Source organism: Pseudoalteromonas sp. SG41-1 (genome assembly GCF_014164575.1).
Taxonomy (GTDB): domain Bacteria; phylum Pseudomonadota; class Gammaproteobacteria; order Enterobacterales; family Alteromonadaceae; genus Pseudoalteromonas; species Pseudoalteromonas rhizosphaerae.
The window spans coordinates 47,626-65,570 of sequence record NZ_JACJFL010000011.1; the positions used below are offsets into that span (position 1 = coordinate 47,626).

General features: G+C 40.3%; 16 protein-coding genes. 7 read left to right on the forward strand and 9 right to left on the reverse strand.

Translation table 11 applies throughout. The features are described 5' to 3' along the window. Positions 1-26: 26 nt before the first annotated feature. The 4 genes from H5203_RS09110 to betI all read right to left on the reverse strand — a co-directional run bounded on the left by H5203_RS09110 (position 27) and on the right by betI (position 5,105). Positions 27-1,244 carry a BCCT family transporter gene (locus H5203_RS09110; protein ID WP_182819624.1) on the reverse strand — a complete coding sequence of 406 codons (1,218 nt, stop codon included), beginning with the start codon at positions 1,242-1,244 and terminating at the stop codon, positions 27-29. Positions 1,245-1,379: 135 nt separating this feature from the next. Further along, positions 1,380-3,050: a choline dehydrogenase gene (gene betA, locus H5203_RS09115; protein WP_145240810.1), complete on the reverse strand. Its 1,671-nt coding sequence runs from the start codon at positions 3,048-3,050 to the stop codon at positions 1,380-1,382. After that, on the reverse strand, positions 3,050-4,513 hold the full coding sequence (betB, locus tag H5203_RS09120) for a betaine-aldehyde dehydrogenase (protein ID WP_145240808.1): 1,464 nt from the start codon (positions 4,511-4,513) through the stop codon (positions 3,050-3,052). The genes betA and betB overlap by 1 nt, the downstream gene beginning before the upstream one ends. Before the next feature lies 1 nt (position 4,514). After that, on the reverse strand, positions 4,515-5,105 hold the full coding sequence (gene betI, locus H5203_RS09125) for a transcriptional regulator BetI (RefSeq protein ID WP_145240806.1): 591 nt from the start codon (positions 5,103-5,105) through the stop codon (positions 4,515-4,517). Between the two features lie 298 nt (positions 5,106-5,403). On the opposite strand from betI, the gene H5203_RS09130 reads away from it, so the two are divergent. From H5203_RS09130 to H5203_RS09150, 5 genes are all read left to right on the forward strand, one after another. Beyond that, on the forward strand, positions 5,404-5,628 hold the full coding sequence (locus H5203_RS09130) for a DUF4177 domain-containing protein (protein ID WP_145240804.1): 225 nt from the start codon (positions 5,404-5,406) through the stop codon (positions 5,626-5,628). A gap of 4 nt (positions 5,629-5,632) precedes the next feature. Further along, positions 5,633-5,845, forward strand: a complete 213-nt coding sequence (yidD, locus tag H5203_RS09135; protein ID WP_220491300.1) for a membrane protein insertion efficiency factor YidD — start codon at positions 5,633-5,635, stop codon at positions 5,843-5,845. 14 nt (positions 5,846-5,859) lie between these two features. Next, positions 5,860-6,228, forward strand: coding sequence for a TM2 domain-containing protein (locus H5203_RS09140; protein WP_145240800.1), 369 nt, complete (start codon positions 5,860-5,862; stop codon positions 6,226-6,228). Positions 6,229-6,281: 53 nt separating this feature from the next. Further along, on the forward strand, positions 6,282-8,435 hold the full coding sequence (locus tag H5203_RS09145; protein WP_182819625.1) for an exonuclease domain-containing protein: 2,154 nt from the start codon (positions 6,282-6,284) through the stop codon (positions 8,433-8,435). 117 nt (positions 8,436-8,552) lie between these two features. Beyond that, positions 8,553-9,332 carry a DUF2189 domain-containing protein gene (locus tag H5203_RS09150; protein ID WP_145240784.1) on the forward strand — a complete coding sequence of 260 codons (780 nt, stop codon included), beginning with the start codon at positions 8,553-8,555 and terminating at the stop codon, positions 9,330-9,332. A gap of 71 nt (positions 9,333-9,403) precedes the next feature. On the opposite strand, the gene H5203_RS09155 is transcribed toward H5203_RS09150, so the two are convergent. The 4 genes from H5203_RS09155 to H5203_RS09170 form a co-directional block, all read right to left on the reverse strand. Beyond that, on the reverse strand, positions 9,404-9,940 hold the full coding sequence (locus H5203_RS09155) for a cytochrome b (protein ID WP_145240782.1): 537 nt from the start codon (positions 9,938-9,940) through the stop codon (positions 9,404-9,406). Next, positions 9,940-11,016 carry a catalase family peroxidase gene (locus H5203_RS09160; RefSeq protein ID WP_259401929.1) on the reverse strand — a complete coding sequence of 359 codons (1,077 nt, stop codon included), beginning with the start codon at positions 11,014-11,016 and terminating at the stop codon, positions 9,940-9,942. The genes H5203_RS09155 and H5203_RS09160 overlap by 1 nt, the downstream gene beginning before the upstream one ends. Positions 11,017-11,362: 346 nt before the next feature. After that, positions 11,363-13,381 carry a TonB-dependent siderophore receptor gene (locus tag H5203_RS09165; RefSeq protein ID WP_182819626.1) on the reverse strand — a complete coding sequence of 673 codons (2,019 nt, stop codon included), beginning with the start codon at positions 13,379-13,381 and terminating at the stop codon, positions 11,363-11,365. A 121-nt stretch (positions 13,382-13,502) separates the two neighbouring features. Then, complete coding sequence (locus tag H5203_RS09170; RefSeq protein WP_182735717.1) at positions 13,503-14,477, reverse strand: hypothetical protein; 975 nt, start codon at positions 14,475-14,477, stop codon at positions 13,503-13,505. Positions 14,478-14,709: 232 nt separating this feature from the next. Between H5203_RS09170 and gss the strand changes: the two genes are divergently transcribed. Further along, complete coding sequence (gene gss / locus H5203_RS09175) at positions 14,710-16,593, forward strand: bifunctional glutathionylspermidine amidase/synthase (protein WP_145240941.1); 1,884 nt, start codon at positions 14,710-14,712, stop codon at positions 16,591-16,593. Between the two features lie 151 nt (positions 16,594-16,744). On the opposite strand, the gene H5203_RS09180 is transcribed toward gss, so the two are convergent. Then, a complete protein-coding gene (locus tag H5203_RS09180) occupies positions 16,745-17,194 on the reverse strand; it encodes an Lrp/AsnC family transcriptional regulator (protein WP_182819627.1) in 450 nt (149 codons plus the stop codon). A gap of 100 nt (positions 17,195-17,294) precedes the next feature. Here H5203_RS09180 and H5203_RS09185 point away from each other — a divergent pair, with 100 nt between their 5' ends. After that, complete coding sequence (locus H5203_RS09185) at positions 17,295-17,888, forward strand: LysE family translocator (RefSeq protein WP_182819628.1); 594 nt, start codon at positions 17,295-17,297, stop codon at positions 17,886-17,888. The last annotated feature ends 57 nt before the right edge of the window (positions 17,889-17,945 follow it).

The following is a 17,945-nucleotide window of genomic DNA, read 5'->3' on the forward strand; positions in this document are numbered from 1 at the left end:
TCCTTCGCTACTGTATAAGCTAATATCTAGCTAGCTGATTCAATTTTTGTGTAGTCAATTTTGTTGTCTTTCGGCGAACTATCAATGTTACTCACAGTTTTAACTTTGCTATAGGCAATATAGGCTGCACACGCAAAGAACAAACCAATCACTAACACTCCGACCCACTGGATTTGTAGAAAGTTCTGCTTAAATAATAGGGTTAATAATGAAAGAGCGACAACATTTAGCGCAATATATTTAAATTTACCTAAACGTTTAACCGTCATACCCATATTGTCGGTGTATAAACGGATCAGTGAATCAAGCGAGTTGATCACAAACACTACGCCAACAAATACCATTGCTATATTTTTGATCCCTTGTGTATCAATGCCTGCTTCGTGATACTGATAAAGCACGCCAAACCAAATTGCGATTGGGATTGAAGGGAAAATTAACATTGCCCCCAATACTTGATAGGTTTTTAATCCACCGACAAAACGCGATGTGAATTGACCGATCATAATACTCCACGCAAACCACCAAAATAAATAAAACTCATGGTAATCATTGAGTGGCAGTACAAACTGATTAATATTGCCAAAGTAACTACCAATTAACGTTAAATTATTTGTAAAATCTGACACTTGGCCATTTTCGCCCATAAATGCGCCAAACCACATAAAACCAATTAGCGCTATAAATAACCAGGTAGTTGAAATACTTAGAAAACGTACATATTTAATATCGGTGCTTGAATACACCGCAAAGCAAATAGCTGCGAATACAATTAAATAAAATGACGGAATAATCGACTCACCATCACCAAGACTAGGTAAATACCAAGGTAGGTTAGAGAGCAATAAGAAAGCGGTGAAGGCACAAGTACCAATAATAACTACGTTATTGATTAATTTAACCCAAGGAACTTCGAAAAATTTCACTTTAGGTTCTATTACACAGAAATAAAAGCACGTAAGGAAATAGAATCCCCAGATCAGAAAGCCCCAATAACCAAACTCGATAGCTAGTGGATTGGCAAACGCGTACTCTGGGCTTGCTTTTATGTCTGCATAACCTGCAAACTCAGTGAGTGGAAACATGATCAAGCCAACATCTAAGCCTGATGTAAATAAGATGGCGATAAAGGTAAATGTTCTTACCGGTGTGACGCCAACACACTTTACATTGCCCCATTTTACTAAAATTGCAACAATTGCTAGTAGGGTGAAAATAATGCCTGCACTAAGCCATAAGGTCATAATTCCCTCCCCAAAATAAATGAAAATACATCATTATGTCTCCGTGTTTTTAGTCTCGCATTAACGCACCACAAACAACTTATGATGCGCGCCACTGCAAGCCCCACAGCACAAAGTATGCTGCAGGTGACTTTATTAGATCTCCGAACTACGCTGCACAGTTTGCCATTGAGATTCAACAGCAACCTTTGCTTGCGATTTACTAAGTGGTGGCCTACCTAAAATTAGATCAGCCGCTTTTTCTGCCACCATAATGGTTGGCGCATTTAAATTTCCGTTAGGAACCGTTGGGAAGATTGATGAATCCACCACATGCAGTCCCTCAATGCCATGTACTTGAGTGTTTGAGTTTACTACTGCCAGTTCATCTTCACCCATTTTGCATGAACATGAAGGATGGTAAGCACTCTCAACTGCCTGACGTACAAAAGCATCTATTTGTTCATCGGTTTGAATCTCTTTACCTGGTTGGATTTCGCCATCGCGGTAATCATCAAACGCACTTTGCTCAATGATTTCACGCGTTAAACGCACACAGGCTCTAAACCCTTCAATATCATCTTGATGCTGTAAATAGTTAAATTGGATCTTAGGTGCAACCGTTGGATCAGCCGATTTAATTGTTACTGCACCGCGGCTTTTAGGCTTGTTATGCCCTACATGGACCTGAAAACCATGGCCATCAAAAGCACTTTTACCGTCATAACGAATTGCCGCAGGTAAAAAGTGATATTGAATATCAGGCCACTCAACCCCCGGTTTTGAGCGAATAAATGCACAAGATTCAAAATGATTAGTCGCCCCAAGACCGCTGCGGTTTAATAACCAACGCGCGCCAATAAGGCCCTTTGAAATAAGGCCAAGCTTGCCGTTTAAGGTAATTGGCTGCTTACACTTATACTGGAAATAAAACTCCAAGTGATCTTGCAGATTTTGCCCAACCCCGGGTAAATGGTGCTTAACCTCGATACCCGCTGCTTTAAGTATTTCGCTGTCGCCAATACCAGAAAGTTGCAATAAATGCGGTGAACCAATCGGACCGGCACTTAAAATAACGTCTTTACTGGCCTTTGCTTTAACAATATCGCCATTAACTTTGTACTGCACACCAACGGCTTTTTTGCCTTCAAGCAACACCTTTTCAGCCAACGCACCAGTAACAATAACTAAGTTTCTACGTGACTTCACTGGGTCTAAATATTCACGACTTGCAGAGCTGCGCACACCGTCTTTAACGGTCATGTGCATTGGACCAAAACCCTCTTGCTGCGCTGCGTTATAATCGTCAGTAGCTGCATATCCGGCTTGCTGGCCCGCTTTGATAAAGGCTTTATAAAGCGGGTTCGCCATTTCATTACCGTTGTTCACACCCAAAGGGCCGCTATCACCACGATAGTCGTTTTTACCTAAATAGAATGATTCTGCTTTTTGAAAATACGGTAAACAGGATTGATAATCCCACCCTTGTGCACCATGTTGTTGCCATTCATCAAAGTCTTTAGCATGGCCACGTACATACACCATGCCATTGATAGATGATGAGCCACCTAACACTTTGCCACGCGGGCAGTGCATTTGACGATCATCTAGATACGGTTCAGCTTCACTATGAAACTGCCACGCGTATTTATCTGAATTCATCGGAATTGATAGCGCGGTAGGCATTTTAATAAAAATGCTTTTATCGCTGCCGCCAGTCTCTAATAATAAAACGCGGTTGCTGCTATCTTCGGATAAACGATTAGCCAGTACACAGCCCGCCGACCCTGCACCCACTATGATGTAATCATACGTTAGTGCAGTCATTAAAATGGGCTCTCTATATTAGTCATACCGACATAAATCGATTTAGTTTGGGTGTAATGATCAAGTGTTTCAATACCATTTTCACGACCGATACCTGACTGCTTATAACCGCCCACAGGCATTTCTGCTGGCGAATTGCCGTAGCTGTTGATCCAACAAATGCCTGCTTGCAGCTGATGAATAACACGGTGTGCGCGCTTAATATCTTTGGTAAACACGCCTGCAGCAAGGCCTAAGTGAGTATCGTTAGCACGGTGAATTACATCATCTTCGTCATCAAACGTTAATACGCTCATTACGGGACCAAAGATTTCTTCTTTGACGATCGTCATATCATCAGTGCAATCAATAAATACCGTTGGTGCAACAAAGTAACCGTTTGGTGCAGAGGCTGGGCTAAGCGTTTTACCACCTGTTAATAACGTTGCACCTTCGCTGATGCCTTTATCGATATAGCTCATCACTAATTGTTGATGCTTTTTGGAAATTAATGCGCCAAAGTTAACGTTAGGATCGAGTGGATCGCCCGCTATAATATTTTCTTCAGTGCGTGTTTTAAGCTCATCAATAAATTGCTGATAAACATTTTTGTGTACATAAATACGGGTGCAGTTAGTGCAAATTTCACCTTGCGTATAAAAATTACCTAACATTGCAGCACTTACTGCCTGTGAAATATCGGCATCATCAAATACTAGCAGTGGTGATTTACCACCAAGTTCCATGGTGACATCTTTTAATGAACCCGCAGCACTAGCAACTACTTTTTTACCTGTGCCTACTTCGCCGGTAAACGATACTTTCTCAATATCAGCTGATTGTGTTAACCACTGGCCGACTTCTGCTGCACCTTGCACCACGTTAAACACACCCGCTGGTACACCCGCTTCGATGAATATTTCGGCAAGCTTAATTGCGCCAAGTGGCGTTTCTTCAGAAGGTTTAAAAATAAATGCATTTCCGGCAGCCAAAGCTGGGCCGGATTTCCAACAAGCGATTTGCAGCGGGTAGTTCCACGCACCGATTCCGGCACAAATCCCTAATGGCTCTTTACGGGTATAATAAAAATCTTCGCCAACCATTTGCTGCTGGCCAACTTGGGCAGGTGCTAGCCCTGCAAAATACTCGATTACATCAGCGCCAGTTTGCACATCAACACACTCGGCTTCTTGCCATGGTTTACCGGTATCTAGCACTTCTATTTTTGCAAGTAAATCATTACGCTCGCGCAATAATGCAACCGCTTTTAGTAAGATACGACTACGTTCAATCGGACTCATAGTTGACCATGCAGCAAATCCTTGTTTAGCACTTTGAATAGCCGCATTTTGAATAAACGCATCTGCCACTTCTACATAATAAATTACGTCATCTGTTGCTGGGTTTTTAACTGCAAATGTTTCGCCACTTTGATTTTTTAAAAAGTGACCATTGATAAAGTTTTGATAAACAGGTGTTGTCACATTAAGCTCCATACTGTTTGATAAGTGAACATACAAAGTTTTTTGCTAGCTGTTCACAATGTGCAAATTGATCTTGATCAGACTTACTTAGTACCGCTCTTAACCATAAGCCATCGATCATTGCCGCACATAATTGCGCTGCAAGTTTGGCTTCATCATCACCCATCAATTGTTTAAATGAGCTGACTAAATTACTAAGAAGTCGTCGGCTATTTACGTTCTGTAAGCGATGCAACTGAACATCGTGCATCGATTGCGCCCAAAAGCTTAACCAAGTTTTAGTGGTATCGCTGCGCTGTTGTAATCTGGCAAAGTTAGCTTCTATTATCAGCATTAACCTTTGCTCAGGGGTCGTTGTTGGCGTTACTTGTTTGATCAGCTCGTGTTTTAGATTGGTTAATAAATAACGCACAGTGGCTTCTATCAAGCCCTGCTTACCACCAAAATAATGACTAATAATGCCCGACGATAATCCTGCTTTTTTACTGATACTATTAATGGTTGTTGCTTGTAAGCCAAATTCAGCAACCGAACTAATAGTAGCGTCAATTAACTGCTGACGACGGACAGGTTCCATTCCAACTTTAGGCATATTTTTATTAATTGAACGTTCAATAAAAATAAAGGTTAAAGTAATGGAACTGATAATTCAAGGTTGACAAACTGTGAATAGGCTAAAATGAAGAGAGCTAAGTGACCCTAAGTAACTGTCCTAGCGTTGATAAATCGGCTTAGAAAAAAGTTGCGAAAAAAATCGAAAAACAGCTGCTTTTTAAGTAAATGCGAAAAAAATCAGCTATATTAGGTTGAAAATCATATCTGGTTAGTCTCAGGTATCACTTTTAAAATCACAGAATTATCTATCAAAAAAACAAACTACAGGAAACTCGATGTCTAATTTTAATGAATATAAAGTATTGCATGTTGTTGAGGGTGGCTGTGGCACATTGCTGCTAGGTTCGAGCGGGTTACCACTTAAAAGGCTAGAAGCAACACTTAATGATGAAGCACAAAATGGCTGGCAACTGGTATTTCAGGTTATCGAAAGCAAACGTTTTTTGCTATTTTGGTCACGCGAAGCTGTGATCTTAACGTTAGGCAGAAACCGTGCTTAAAGCAATGACGCTTAGTGCAATTCGCCGCTATCAAAAAAATGGCGGCGCTAAGGCACATTTTAATATTAGTTGTAATTTCAGTCCTTCCTGCTCAGAGTTTACTCATCAAGCAATTACTAAATATGGGCTAGTGAAAGGTCTGTTTATTGGCGTAAAAAGAATACGGCGTTGCAATAACCCCGACTGTGTAACCGTAAAATCCGATCCACTTCCTTGAGGCTTATTAATGCCATGACATCAGAACAACTAAATGCTCAAGAAGAGCAGCTTCGTTCAGAAGTAAATGCATTGTCCCCTGAACAGCGTAAACTATTTTACCAGCAAGAAAAGCGTCTCGTTAAAGACCCTGATACTTATGCGGTACTGAATTGGTTTTTTGCCGCAGGTTTACACCACTTTTACTTAGGTAAATTTCAACGTGGTGCGGTGAATTTAACGCTTATGCTAATTGGCATACTCACTATTTATAGCTTTGGCGTATTTTTAATCATCGTCGTTTTGTTAATTGAATTACCACAGCTTTTTAAGAGTCAACGCATCGTCCATCAATATAACAATCAAGTTATGGCTGATATTCTAAAACAACTAACCGACTCTTGATTACTTAAAGCAAATGCTAGATACTGTTTTTTTATACAGTTACGGTGTGTGTTATGAAAAAAGAATTACCCGAAAAATATTATTTAGCCCACTTTAAAGAGCTAATAACATTTATCGACACTCAATGCAGACACTTATTAGAGCAAAAACACGTCGATTTCATTAATAAAGTAAACCGACTTACTGAGCAAGGCCAGTGCATGCTGGCACGCATTTATTCTCGTAAACCTTTACTCGTAGCAATCACCACGCTTAATTATAATGAAATAGACAGCCCGGCACTGGCACTCGAAGAGCTAAAAACAGCACAGCTCATTAGTCATCCAAATTACACCGACTATCAACACGTACTCGCACATCTAACTAAACCCGTATTGCTAGCACTACTCGCGCCTTTCGATATCCAACCTAGTATTAAAAAAAGCGTCACTAAAGCACAACTGGTAGCACAGACTTGCGATTTTTTTGCTACTAAGCCGGAACATTTAACCTGCCTTTATAACCAGTTTGTTATTAATAACCGCTTTGCTGTGTATGAATACTTTGAATTTCTATACATAGGCCGCTTAAGCACTGGTGATATTAACCATCAAAATAGCTTTGTACTGCGTGATTTGGGCCTAAGAACCACACGAGAAAACCATACAGTAAGTTTAGCTCGCTTTGATACACGTGAAGAGGCGCAATCTAACTACGCGCTAAATCGTTATCGCATGGCATTTAAAAGCGCGCAAAGTGATGACGAATATCAAGCTTTAGCTATTGAGCTTATTAATCAACCGGCCGAAGGTACATTAGCAGTCAACCTTAAAAACAAGCTCCTTTTACGACTTCACCAACAACTAAAAAAATATAATATTGAGCTGTGTTTTACACTTTTAAATGCCTGTGAAAATAGCGCTGAAGCAACTGAATTACAAATACGCGAGCAATACCGCCAAGGTAATAAAGAGTGGGTAAAAATCCAGCTTGAAACCATCATCGAAGATCCGCTCACTGATGATTTACTGTATTTTGCTGATGACTTTTTAATGCGTAAATTTAACAAGCAAACTCGCTCTCGCTTAAGTGCAATGCTCGCCGATACGCAATGTGTTATTGAAATTGACGAAGTTTATCGAAACGATGTAGAGCAAGGTGTTACAGAACAGTACACTCAACAAGGGTTAACCGTTTTTTATACCGAAAATACGCTTTGGCAGAGCCTTTTTGGTTTAGTTTTTTGGCGCGAGCTTTATATAGATACTCCCACCCCACCTTGCAATGAGTTTGATATGTTTCCACAATCATTGAGAACCGACTGCTTTTATCATACCCAACACCAACAAATTGAAGCACTACTAGCAAACTGGCAAACACCGGATGATTTACTAAAACACGTTTGTAAAAGTGCCGCCCGTTATTTTGAGCAAGCTAATGGGCTGTTTCGCTGGCATAGCGAGCTATTACGACCATTAGAAGTGCTGATTTTAAATAGCTCATTAGCAGCGCTAAAAAGTCACTTAAAGAATATGACCATGCGCTTTATGCAGCTTAAAGATGGTTACCCTGATTTGATGGTGCTAAATGGTAATAAACTCCATTTTGAAGAAGTAAAAGCCCCAGGTGATAAATTAAGACGTAATCAGCTAACAACGATTGATTGCCTCAAAAATAATGGATTCAATGTACACATTGCGGCCGTAAAATGGGTTAATGATCCCAATCGTATTTACAGCGTGGTCGACATTGAAACCACTGGTAGTTTAAAAGGCGGCAATCGGATCACCGAAATTGGCATAGTCAAAATGCAACACGGCAAAGTAATTGATACTTGGTCAACACTTATCAACCCGCAAATGCGCATCCCTAAGTTTATAGTGTCTTTAACCGGTACTAATGACGCAATGGTAGCAACTGCACCACGCTTTACTGAAATAGCTGAGACTTTACTTAATAAACTAAAAGGCACTATTTTTGTGGCTCACAATGTAAACTTTGATTACGGCTTTATTCGTAAAGAATGTGAAATGGCAGGTATCCACTTTAAAATGCCCAAGTTATGTACTGTGGTTGAATCTCGCAAAGCGTTTCCTGGTTTAAAATCATACTCTTTAGGTAACCTCAGTGCGCATTTTGACTTAAACCTAATAAGCCATCACCGAGCACTCGCTGATGCCAGCGCAACCGCAGAATTACTTTTACTCATTCAACAAAGTCAAAATTGATATCCCATTAAATAGGATACTCCCCCCACTTATGAGGCATAAAAAGCTTAATTGAAAATTTGTAAATAGCGGCCAAATGTTCTAAACCTTAAGAGTAGCCTTTAGAGGAAGCTCCTTATGCCGTCAACAAACACAATAGATAAACACTCCGAATTTGCGCGCTGTTTAGAGTGCAATAAGGTCAGCACTTTTGCAGCATTTCATTGGCTGGCACTGGCCTTTAAAGATATGGCCAGAGCCCCTATTTTAAGCTTGATTTATGGGATTGTTTTCACTCTGATCCCGCTGGCAATTGTCTATTTCGCGGTGTTCACTGACAGCTACTTAGTTGTTTTACCAGCCAGTGTCGCATTTGCTCTGATCGGCCCGGTATTTGCGGTCGGTCTCTATGATGTTGCTTGGGAGCTAGAAAAAGGCCACACACCAACACTTAGCCATTCTCTAAAATCAATGTTCAGAAACCCGGTCGGTGAATGGGGATTTGCAATTTTACTGATGGTAATAATGATTATATGGATGCGTCTGGCAGCGATAGTTCATGCACTTTACCCCAGTCATGCTAATCCTACATTTGAAGAACTCTCCGCTTTTTTAACTTTAGGTACCATTATCGGCGGAATTTTGCTGGTTACTGTATTTGCTATTTCAGCATTTACTCCACAAATTATGATGGAAAGACGGGTCGATATAATGACCGCGGTTATGTCATCAATGAATGCCGTTAAAACCAACTTTTCAGCGATGATTGTTTGGTCTGCATGTATTTTTATACTCGTAGCCCTTGGTTTTGTCACTGGTGCTACTGGTTTTATAGTTATTATGCCACTACTTAGCTATGCCAGCTGGCACGGCTATATTGCCGTAATTAAAACCAAAAAAGCCCGCAGCTATGAATAAACAAAAATGCATAAAGGCCAGTAAAACTGGCCTTTTTCTTGGAATGAATACCTAAGTGAGCTTTATTACAGCTACTTTTTGCCTGTCAGCATTGCGCTCATAACGCCATCACGTTTGATTAAACCATGATAAAGCGCGGCACTGATGTGCATAAAAATCATTGCTAAAAACAACCAAGCTACAATGCCATGCATTTCTCGGAAAAATGCAAAGTATTTAATATCAGCGTCAAGCAAATTAGGTAACTGAAATAACCCAAAAAACTGCACTACGCGCCCGTCCGCATTTTGCATTAACCAGCCAGATAGCGGCATCAGTATCATCGCGCAATAAAGCCCAAAGTGAGTGATATGAGCTGCAAACCGCTGCAACCTAGGTAACTCAGTGGGTAAAGTAGGCGTGCAGCTGTACACTTTATTTATTAATCTCAGCACAACTAAAATGAGCGCTAAAATACCGGTAGATTTATGTAAGGTGACAGCCTCAACCTGCCAAACGGCCAAGCTTTGTACCATTGATAACCCTAAAAATAGCATCGATATTAACATCAGCGCCATCACCCAATGTAATAACCGACTGCCTGCTGAGTAGCCCTTATTTGCTGACATTATTCACCTCCGTTTGTTGCGCTAACTTTAGCACCTAACAATGTTTCTTTTGCACGACGACGATAGGACTGCGCATACGCGGCACCACGCGCACGTAAAATCGGATCGGCTGTCGCACTCATACCCTGCGGTAACACCAACGGATCAAAGTTTGCGTCGCCACAGGCTGCGTTTTCTTGGTTGTGCCAAGAAACGATTGATAATGTGCCAGCATTTATCGTCTGTCTATCTGAGGGCCACGGTATGGTTGGATTATTCTCATCATCATTAGACGCCGCTAAGGTAAAAATTAAATCAAATTTAACAGCGTTTTGATCTAAACGTGATGCCAACTCTTGTTGAAGTGCGTTGTCCGATGACGTATCGAGCATCGCAGCATTATTTGTCGCTTTGTGCGGACGCGCAACCCAACGCACAGCTTGTTTATCACCTAGCTCATTATGTAAATAAAACGCATTGATACTGTGATAACGTTCAGCGGCAAAACTATTGGCAGGCACATAGTCAGCTTTCCAATCATTAAATGCTTTACTTTCTGGATGTGCTTTAAAGAACGCTGTTATTTTTTCTGGGTCTCGTTGTTTTGTTATAGGATCCGGTGATAATGCCTGCAATTGCTGAAAAAATGCCTCAGGTGTAGCAACTGCCATTACAGGAGGCGTATTCATAGCAACACGCCATTCATCGACTGTGCCACTGTTTACTGCAAATGCTAGACTGCGCACCGGTGCTTTTAAATCTGGCGCGGTTGGATTATTACCTGCAATTGAGAAACGCCCATAAAATGGCGTACTGCCCTTTTTAAACACCTCTGCGACCGAGTAAGAAGATAGTGCCCCTGTTGATTCAAAGTTACCCGTTATACATATACCCTTAGCATGCGCACGACGAAAACCGGCATGTGATGTGTCACCTTGCTGCAAATCAACAAATTTTGGTGCTGTTACTGCATCACGATTAAATGCGCCTGCAAAATAAAGTGTCGCCGTTGCAAAAACAGCCATCGACCCTAGTAATAAGCTACCTCGATAAAGTATCGCTGGCATACCCAACCTACTGCGTTTAACTTTAGTCATCCTACTCACGACCTCTTGAAATGATTATTGATTATTAGTGCCCACATGCAAAGACCGACGAAAGAGGAAAACTATTTCAACAAATTAAAAAACTTCGCTCTAAAGTTAACTATTACCTCTGTTAGGATTTATTTTTAGACCTAAAGTTGTGCATATTTAGGAGAGATATTGCAATATTCTATATTGGATGAAGTCAATATTTATATCTATGCGCAGGACAAGTGTTGCCCAGGACCATACAAGCAAGTTAGCCTTCAACATGGCTATCAGCAAACATTGAATTTAAAAAGCACCTTGATAACCCGCTTTGCATTAACTGTTTTAAATAACCTAGCAGGTCATCCTATTAAAATGACAATGCCACACTCAGTTCATAACTTTGTGGCTCTTTCCTTACGTCATAGTAGCTATCTGGCGCATAGGTAGGGTTATAATGCTGTTTATCAAACATATTTTTTACACCAATAGTCCATTGCCACGCACTTTGCTTACTAGGGCGATAACTCAAGTGAGCATCCAAAGTCCAGTAGCTACCTTTATTATCTCGTTGTGCAATTTCTGGCACTTTTACACTGGTATGATAGCTTAGGCTTTGGTTACGCCGACTAAGGTAATTAATTCCCGCATAAAATGAAAATTGCTCATCCTCCATAAACAGCAGCCAATTTAATGTATCTTTTGCCAATGACGCTTGCTCTGAATTAACTCGGGTATAATTAAATGAAGTACTAATGCGGTTAAAGTGAGACCAATCTGCATAATATTGATTATTCCACTCAACTTCATATCCAGGAACGTGTAATTGCTCACTGCTATTTTCGTAAGGCTTACCATTTACAGACTGAATAAACTCACTCAAATAACTGCTAAACCCGCGCAGAGTAATATTATTATTAGCTGAAAAATGATAAACCCACTCACCTTCAAATGTCTCTATTTGTTCAGGATTTAGATTTGGATTTCCTGATATATTATTGTCACTGCGCACTTCATATTGCTGTAAAAAAGTAGGCGCTCGAAAAGCCGTTCCCCATATCAATTTACCAGACCACTGTTCATTACCTTGATAAGTCACAGCAATCCGCGGAGAAGTTTCTGAGCTGAACTCAGGGTAGTCATCAACCCGCACACCAACCGTCAATCCTAAGCGTTGCTCAAAAAATAGTGATTCTTGTTGAAAGTAAATAGCCCGATTATGGCTTGATGGTGTTAAGTCACCATCTCGAATCACCCTTGATTCATACTCATTAACTTCTACCGCGTTTTGTTTTTTTATCGTCTCATGATATTCACCGACTTGACGTTGTTGAAAGGTCAGCCCCACAATAGCATGGTGATTTGGATTAAACGCGTAGCTCCACTGACTGCGCACACCATTTGATGTGGAATCCAAGTCTGAGTCAGAATAAAAATCAATATTGCCCTGCAGATCGGTAATCGTACGTTCAAAGTAGCGCTTCACCTTATAGGTATACAATTGATTTTCTATCGATAATTTATCAAAGCTAAGTTTATTTTGAATGTGCGCACTGAGTGTTTGATAGCGTTGAGATTTATATTGATTTGACGAGTAATGAGGATACTCTGTCGTGTAATCATCATAATTTATACCAAATTGCCACTGCTCGTTGCGTAAAGACACTCCCAGACTTTTAGCATCAACATTATTATCATGCGTTGATGCAAAACCGTTGCGGTCATATTGTTGAGGATAGCCTTTGCTATCTAAGAGTCGTCCTGACAAAACAAATGTTCCGCCCACAAACTCTTTCCCCGTATTGATAGTAGCTGATTTACGATCGTAACTGCCAACCCCTGCTGAGATGCGAGTTCGTTCAGGCGCTTTTGCTTTCGTAAAAATAGAAATCAAACCTGAATACGCATCACCACCATATAACGCAGACCCTGGACCGCGAATAACTTCTATTCGCTCAATATTATTTATTTGTATCTGTTCATCAGAAGACCAGCCTCCAACTAAGCCTTCCCGCTGAGGTACGCCATCAATAGTTAACATTACTTTGCTGTTTCGACCTGATGGAATGCCTCGGATCCACACCATGTCTCGGCCATTTCGCCGCGACAGTATTTGTACACCAGGCAACATTTTCAATATATCTGATAGCGTTCGCGCGCCCATACTTGCAATTTGAGTGGCGTTAACTGAGCTAATAATATTCGGCGCTTGGCTTATCTTTTTTACGGTTTGTGACGGGCTCACAACTTCAATGTTAAGTAAGCTCTCAAGCGGGATCTCAAATAGGTTGGTATCTTGCTCATTACTATATGAAAAACTTGGCAAAGCTGCCAAGCACATAACTAATGAATTAAGCGGCAAATAACGAGTAAAACGTTTAGGCTTCATATCGTACTTAATAAAACTAATAACCATAAAAAGGCTAGCTTAATTACCACTATATTGCCACAAGACAACACCAAGTTTTTACTCTAGCTGATTAATTTTTTTGAAATTAATAGCAAAACAACTATAAGAATAAATGCGCAGGAAGGTACACTTCTTGGCGCAGCAACTCTCGTCCTTGTTTAAGTGCATTGTTATACGAAGGTTTATTATCAGCATGAATGTAACCAAAGAAAAATTCAAAACCTTGCATATGCTGTTGATAATATAAACGCTGCATTGGGGATGCAAAGCCCTGTCCTCTAAATTGCCCAGTAATAAAAATATCACTGATTAGTAAACCGTTAAACCCTAGCTCATCGCTCGACTCAGCCATTATCATACCCAGTGGCTTGCCTCTATAAAACGCCGCGCTGCACAATCCGGCTGCAATAGCTTCGCTGATATCGTCTTTTTCGCTAATTGGTACTATTGTTGCCATTTCAGGATGCTGCATTAAAAACTGAGTATAGTCACGCTCATACCAAGGCCAATCTTTATCAAGTTCAAACGGCTGCAATGCAATATCTGCACAGAGTAATTCATCAACAGTCAGTTTAGGATCTTGTGCTGCTAACAATGAATCAACAGCGCGGCTACCGGCCAAACTTAGCAGTTGTTTGGCTGGTATTGATCCTGGTGCTGGCCATACACAAATATATCTAGGCGTACACCAGCAAAATACCTTACTAATATAGCGGACCAGCTGTGCAAGTAATGGTTCTGATAACGGATGCTCACTAAACACTTCAAACATAGTCTCGTCATCATCATTACGACAAACACTGACTATAAATAAGCTACCATCATCAGCTTCTACAACTTGCGCGTATAGATCATCATCTGGCACGCTGTCACTAATTGCCCGCCTTTGACGAAGCTCGGCAAAATGCTCTGCATTACAATCTTCATTCAGCGCAAGTAAGTCTTCACACTCTTTAGCGATTGCTTTTTCAGTATCTAAACCTATAATTTTATTTAAATTATAAGTTTTTAAAACTCCCTGACCTAAGCGACGCAAACATTTTTCATCAATTTTATATAATGGATAATGACGCATAACTTCCCTTTAATGACTGTTTTTAGTTAATATGGGGACAATAAAGACGTAAATCAACTAAATGATAATTAAGTGATTAATGAGCTCTTTGTAATACGCAATAACGGTTGGTTAACGCATCTAGCAGCAACATATAAAATGCCTGAAAGATTATATTTATTATCTTGCTATCGGCCTTATTCACTCCTATAGTCTGCAAATTATCACTCCTTAATTTTGAATTACTTTGTCTATTAAATCCCGCGTTCCTGTCAGTCAGTTTGGTGAATTATTAGGTTATGCGCCTGGTAATGTTGCTGTTTATTCGTCTGATTACGATACAGCTGACGAAACAATTTATCCTAACCGTAGCGCCTATCGTAGTTACCTCGATGGTATTTACATGGGCTATAAATGGCAATGTGTTGAATTTGCGCGACGCTGGATGTATCTCAATCATGGCTATATTTTTGATGATGTTGCAATGGCTTACGATATTTTTGAGCTACGCTCAGTGCGTGACATAAACAATCAAACCAGGTTGCCTTTACAAGCATTTCGTAATGGTGCAAAACACCACCCAGTGGTAGGAAGTTTACTCATTTGGGAAGAAGGCGGTGAATTTGAAGAAACTGGCCATGTTGCGGTGGTGGTTGAAGTACATCAGGATAAAATTCGTCTTGCTGAACAAAACGTGGCCCATCAGCTATGGCCGCAAGATCAACAGTGGTGTCGCGAACTCAAAGCGAAAGTCACAAAAGAAGGTGACTACTGGATTGAGTGCTCTTACAGTGACGCCACTATTTTAGGCTGGATGACACAAACTGAGTACAGCGAATTTAGTGAACCTACGCCTGAAATAAACACTGATCTGTTTGCCATAAAAGCCCAATATGCAACTGATTATGGGCAAGCCACTAAGTCATGGCTTAACATTGCCAATGACGATGAAGCAGCCTACGTAGAAATGATGCAAGGGCATAAATTGACTTCAGTTAATGCTGATCAACATCATTATTTTACAATTTCAAAAACCGCTCAACAAACTATTGAACATGCTACCAATGAATTACATGGCTTGTTTATGCATGCAACAGACTATGTACTGCAGCATCCTGAGCTATTAAAAAAGTTTAATTTACCCGATGCGGTGCTCAATAAGATTCGCCAATCATGGGATAATCGCTTAAATCAACTGATCACCAGTCGATTTGATTTTGCATTAACTCCCGCAGGCTTGAAAGTCTATGAATACAACTGCGATTCAGCATCGTGCTATATGGAAAGTGGCAAAGTACAAGGTAAATGGGCCAAACACTTTGGTGTTAAAACGGGTATTGATGCCGGCCATGATTTATTTAAAGATTTAGTAAGGGCATGGCGAAAAAGTGAAGTAAACGGCCTTGTCCATATATTGCAAGATGATGAGCCAGAAGAACATTACCATGCATTGTTTATGAAAGAAGCTATTGAAGCCGCTGGTTTTGAGTGCAAAGTAATCATTGGTTTGACTGATTTACACTGGGACGCAGCGGGTAATATTGTTGACGCTGATGGCGAAAAACTCAGTTACGTTTGGAAAACATGGTCATGGGAAACCGCTCTTGATCAAATAAGACTAGAGTGTGAGGCTGATCAATCCCAAAGCGATGATTTTGAGCCGCACTGGCAATCTGGTAAAACCCCACGTTTGGTCGATGTATTACTTCGTAAAAATGTGATGGTTTTTGAGCCGCTGTGGACATTAATACCCAGTAATAAAGCAATTTTGCCAGTACTGTGGAGTTTATTTCCAAATCATCCGTTTTTACTCAATACTGCATTTGATTTAAATGATGAACTATTGCAAACAGGCTATGTCGTTAAACCGATTGTTGGTCGATGCGGTGCAAATATTCAACTCGTTGATGAACAACAACACGTAATAGAAAAAACAACGGGTCATTTTGCCTCTCAAGAGCAAATATACCAGCAGTTATTTGCCCTTCCTAAAGTAGCTGATTACTTTGTGCAAATATGTAGTTTTACCGCAGCAGGTAAATACGCCGGTGCTGGCGTACGCGTTGATAAAAGCATGATTATAAACGGCCACAGCGATTGTATGGCATTGCGTATCAGCGATGATAGTTACTTTTAATTAAACGTGCTTTAACCTCAATATTGAGCGCATATCAAACCCAACAAGTAGCCTGCTTACTGCTACTTGTTGGGTATATAAAGTGACATAAACCACCAAGCAAGGACTCAGCATAAAATTAAAAGTGGCATCGCACTGTTAGCGCTAGCATTTACGCCCGCTCATCTTTTGGTGAGTCCATCACTACATGCGAAGTGATAGTTCGTACCTGTGGGATTGATCCTAAAACATCAGCATGGAATGCTTTATAAGACTTAATATCAGCGGTTTCTACTCTAAGTAAATATTCAAATGCTCCTGTGACATTATGGCACTCTTTAACTTCATCAATAAACTCAAGTGCTTGTTCAAAAGCTCGTTGTGATTTCGTAGAGTGTTCATTTAAACCCACCCCCACATACGCGACAAAACCAAGTCCAAACGCTTGATTATTAATAACTGCTCGGTAGCCTTTGATCACACCTGCTTTTTCTAACTCTTGTACACGGCGCAAGCATGCTGATGGGGATAAACCAACCAAATCAGCAAGTTCAGCGTTGGCAATTCGACCACTGCGCTTTAACTCTTGCAATATCCTGCCGTTAATTCGATCTTTTTTCATATTAAGTTGCTAAAGTAAATTTTTAATAGATTAATAAGCGCAAAAATTGCGAGCCATACAAAATATAATTGCACAATAATTATCAACTGAGCAACTATAAATGAATATTGAATTGGTATCAGCATTAGCATTATTTGCACTTGTATCTTCCATCACCCCAGGTCCTAACAACCTGATGTTAATGAACTCAGGCGCTAACTTTGGTTTTAAACGTTCATTGCCACATTTACTCGGCGTAACAATTGGCTTTGTGATCATGCTCGTATTGGTTGGTTTAGGTGTCATGCAATTATTTGACTTTGTGCCATGGAGTTACCAGCTATTAAAAGTGCTTTGCATTGCTTATTTGCTTTATCTTGCTTATAAAATTGTCAGTAATAAAACTCCTATCGGTGCTAAAAATAGCGATACTAGACCTTTTTCTTTTGTACAAGCATCTTTATTTCAATGGGTTAACCCGAAAGCCTGGACTATGGCATTAAGTGCAGTAAGTGTTTATGCCCCATCCAAAGGAATTGGCGCAGTGGTACTTGTAGGCCTTATTTTCGGTATAGTTAATTTACCCTGTGTCTGCTCATGGACGTTAGTCGGACAAAGGCTACAAGTATGGCTAAAAGATCGCAAGCGCCTACGAGCATTCAATATTTTTATGGCTGTATTGTTAGTCGCCTCGGTACTTTTTAGTATGCTGTGAGTAATAAAACAAATAAACGCCTTAACAATGGCAACTTGGTTAAGTTGCCATTGTTAA

Coding starts and splice junctions, on each gene's coding strand:
- H5203_RS09110 (WP_182819624.1), bottom strand. CDS start 1,244: ATGACCTTATGGCTTAGTGCAGGCATTATTTTCACCCTACTAGCAATT.
- betA (WP_145240810.1), bottom strand. CDS start 3,050: ATGACTGCACTAACGTATGATTACATCATAGTGGGTGCAGGGTCGGCG.
- betI (WP_145240806.1), bottom strand. CDS start 5,105: ATGCCTAAAGTTGGAATGGAACCTGTCCGTCGTCAGCAGTTAATTGAC.
- H5203_RS09130 (WP_145240804.1), top strand. CDS start 5,404: ATGTCTAATTTTAATGAATATAAAGTATTGCATGTTGTTGAGGGTGGC.
- yidD (WP_220491300.1), top strand. CDS start 5,633: ATGACGCTTAGTGCAATTCGCCGCTATCAAAAAAATGGCGGCGCTAAG.
- H5203_RS09140 (WP_145240800.1), top strand. CDS start 5,860: ATGACATCAGAACAACTAAATGCTCAAGAAGAGCAGCTTCGTTCAGAA.
- H5203_RS09145 (WP_182819625.1), top strand. CDS start 6,282: ATGAAAAAAGAATTACCCGAAAAATATTATTTAGCCCACTTTAAAGAG.
- H5203_RS09150 (WP_145240784.1), top strand. CDS start 8,553: ATGCCGTCAACAAACACAATAGATAAACACTCCGAATTTGCGCGCTGT.
- H5203_RS09155 (WP_145240782.1), bottom strand. CDS start 9,940: ATGTCAGCAAATAAGGGCTACTCAGCAGGCAGTCGGTTATTACATTGG.
- H5203_RS09160 (WP_259401929.1), bottom strand. CDS start 11,016: ATGACTAAAGTTAAACGCAGTAGGTTGGGTATGCCAGCGATACTTTAT.
- H5203_RS09165 (WP_182819626.1), bottom strand. CDS start 13,381: ATGAAGCCTAAACGTTTTACTCGTTATTTGCCGCTTAATTCATTAGTT.
- H5203_RS09170 (WP_182735717.1), bottom strand. CDS start 14,477: ATGCGTCATTATCCATTATATAAAATTGATGAAAAATGTTTGCGTCGC.
- H5203_RS09180 (WP_182819627.1), bottom strand. CDS start 17,194: ATGAAAAAAGATCGAATTAACGGCAGGATATTGCAAGAGTTAAAGCGC.
- H5203_RS09185 (WP_182819628.1), top strand. CDS start 17,295: ATGAATATTGAATTGGTATCAGCATTAGCATTATTTGCACTTGTATCT.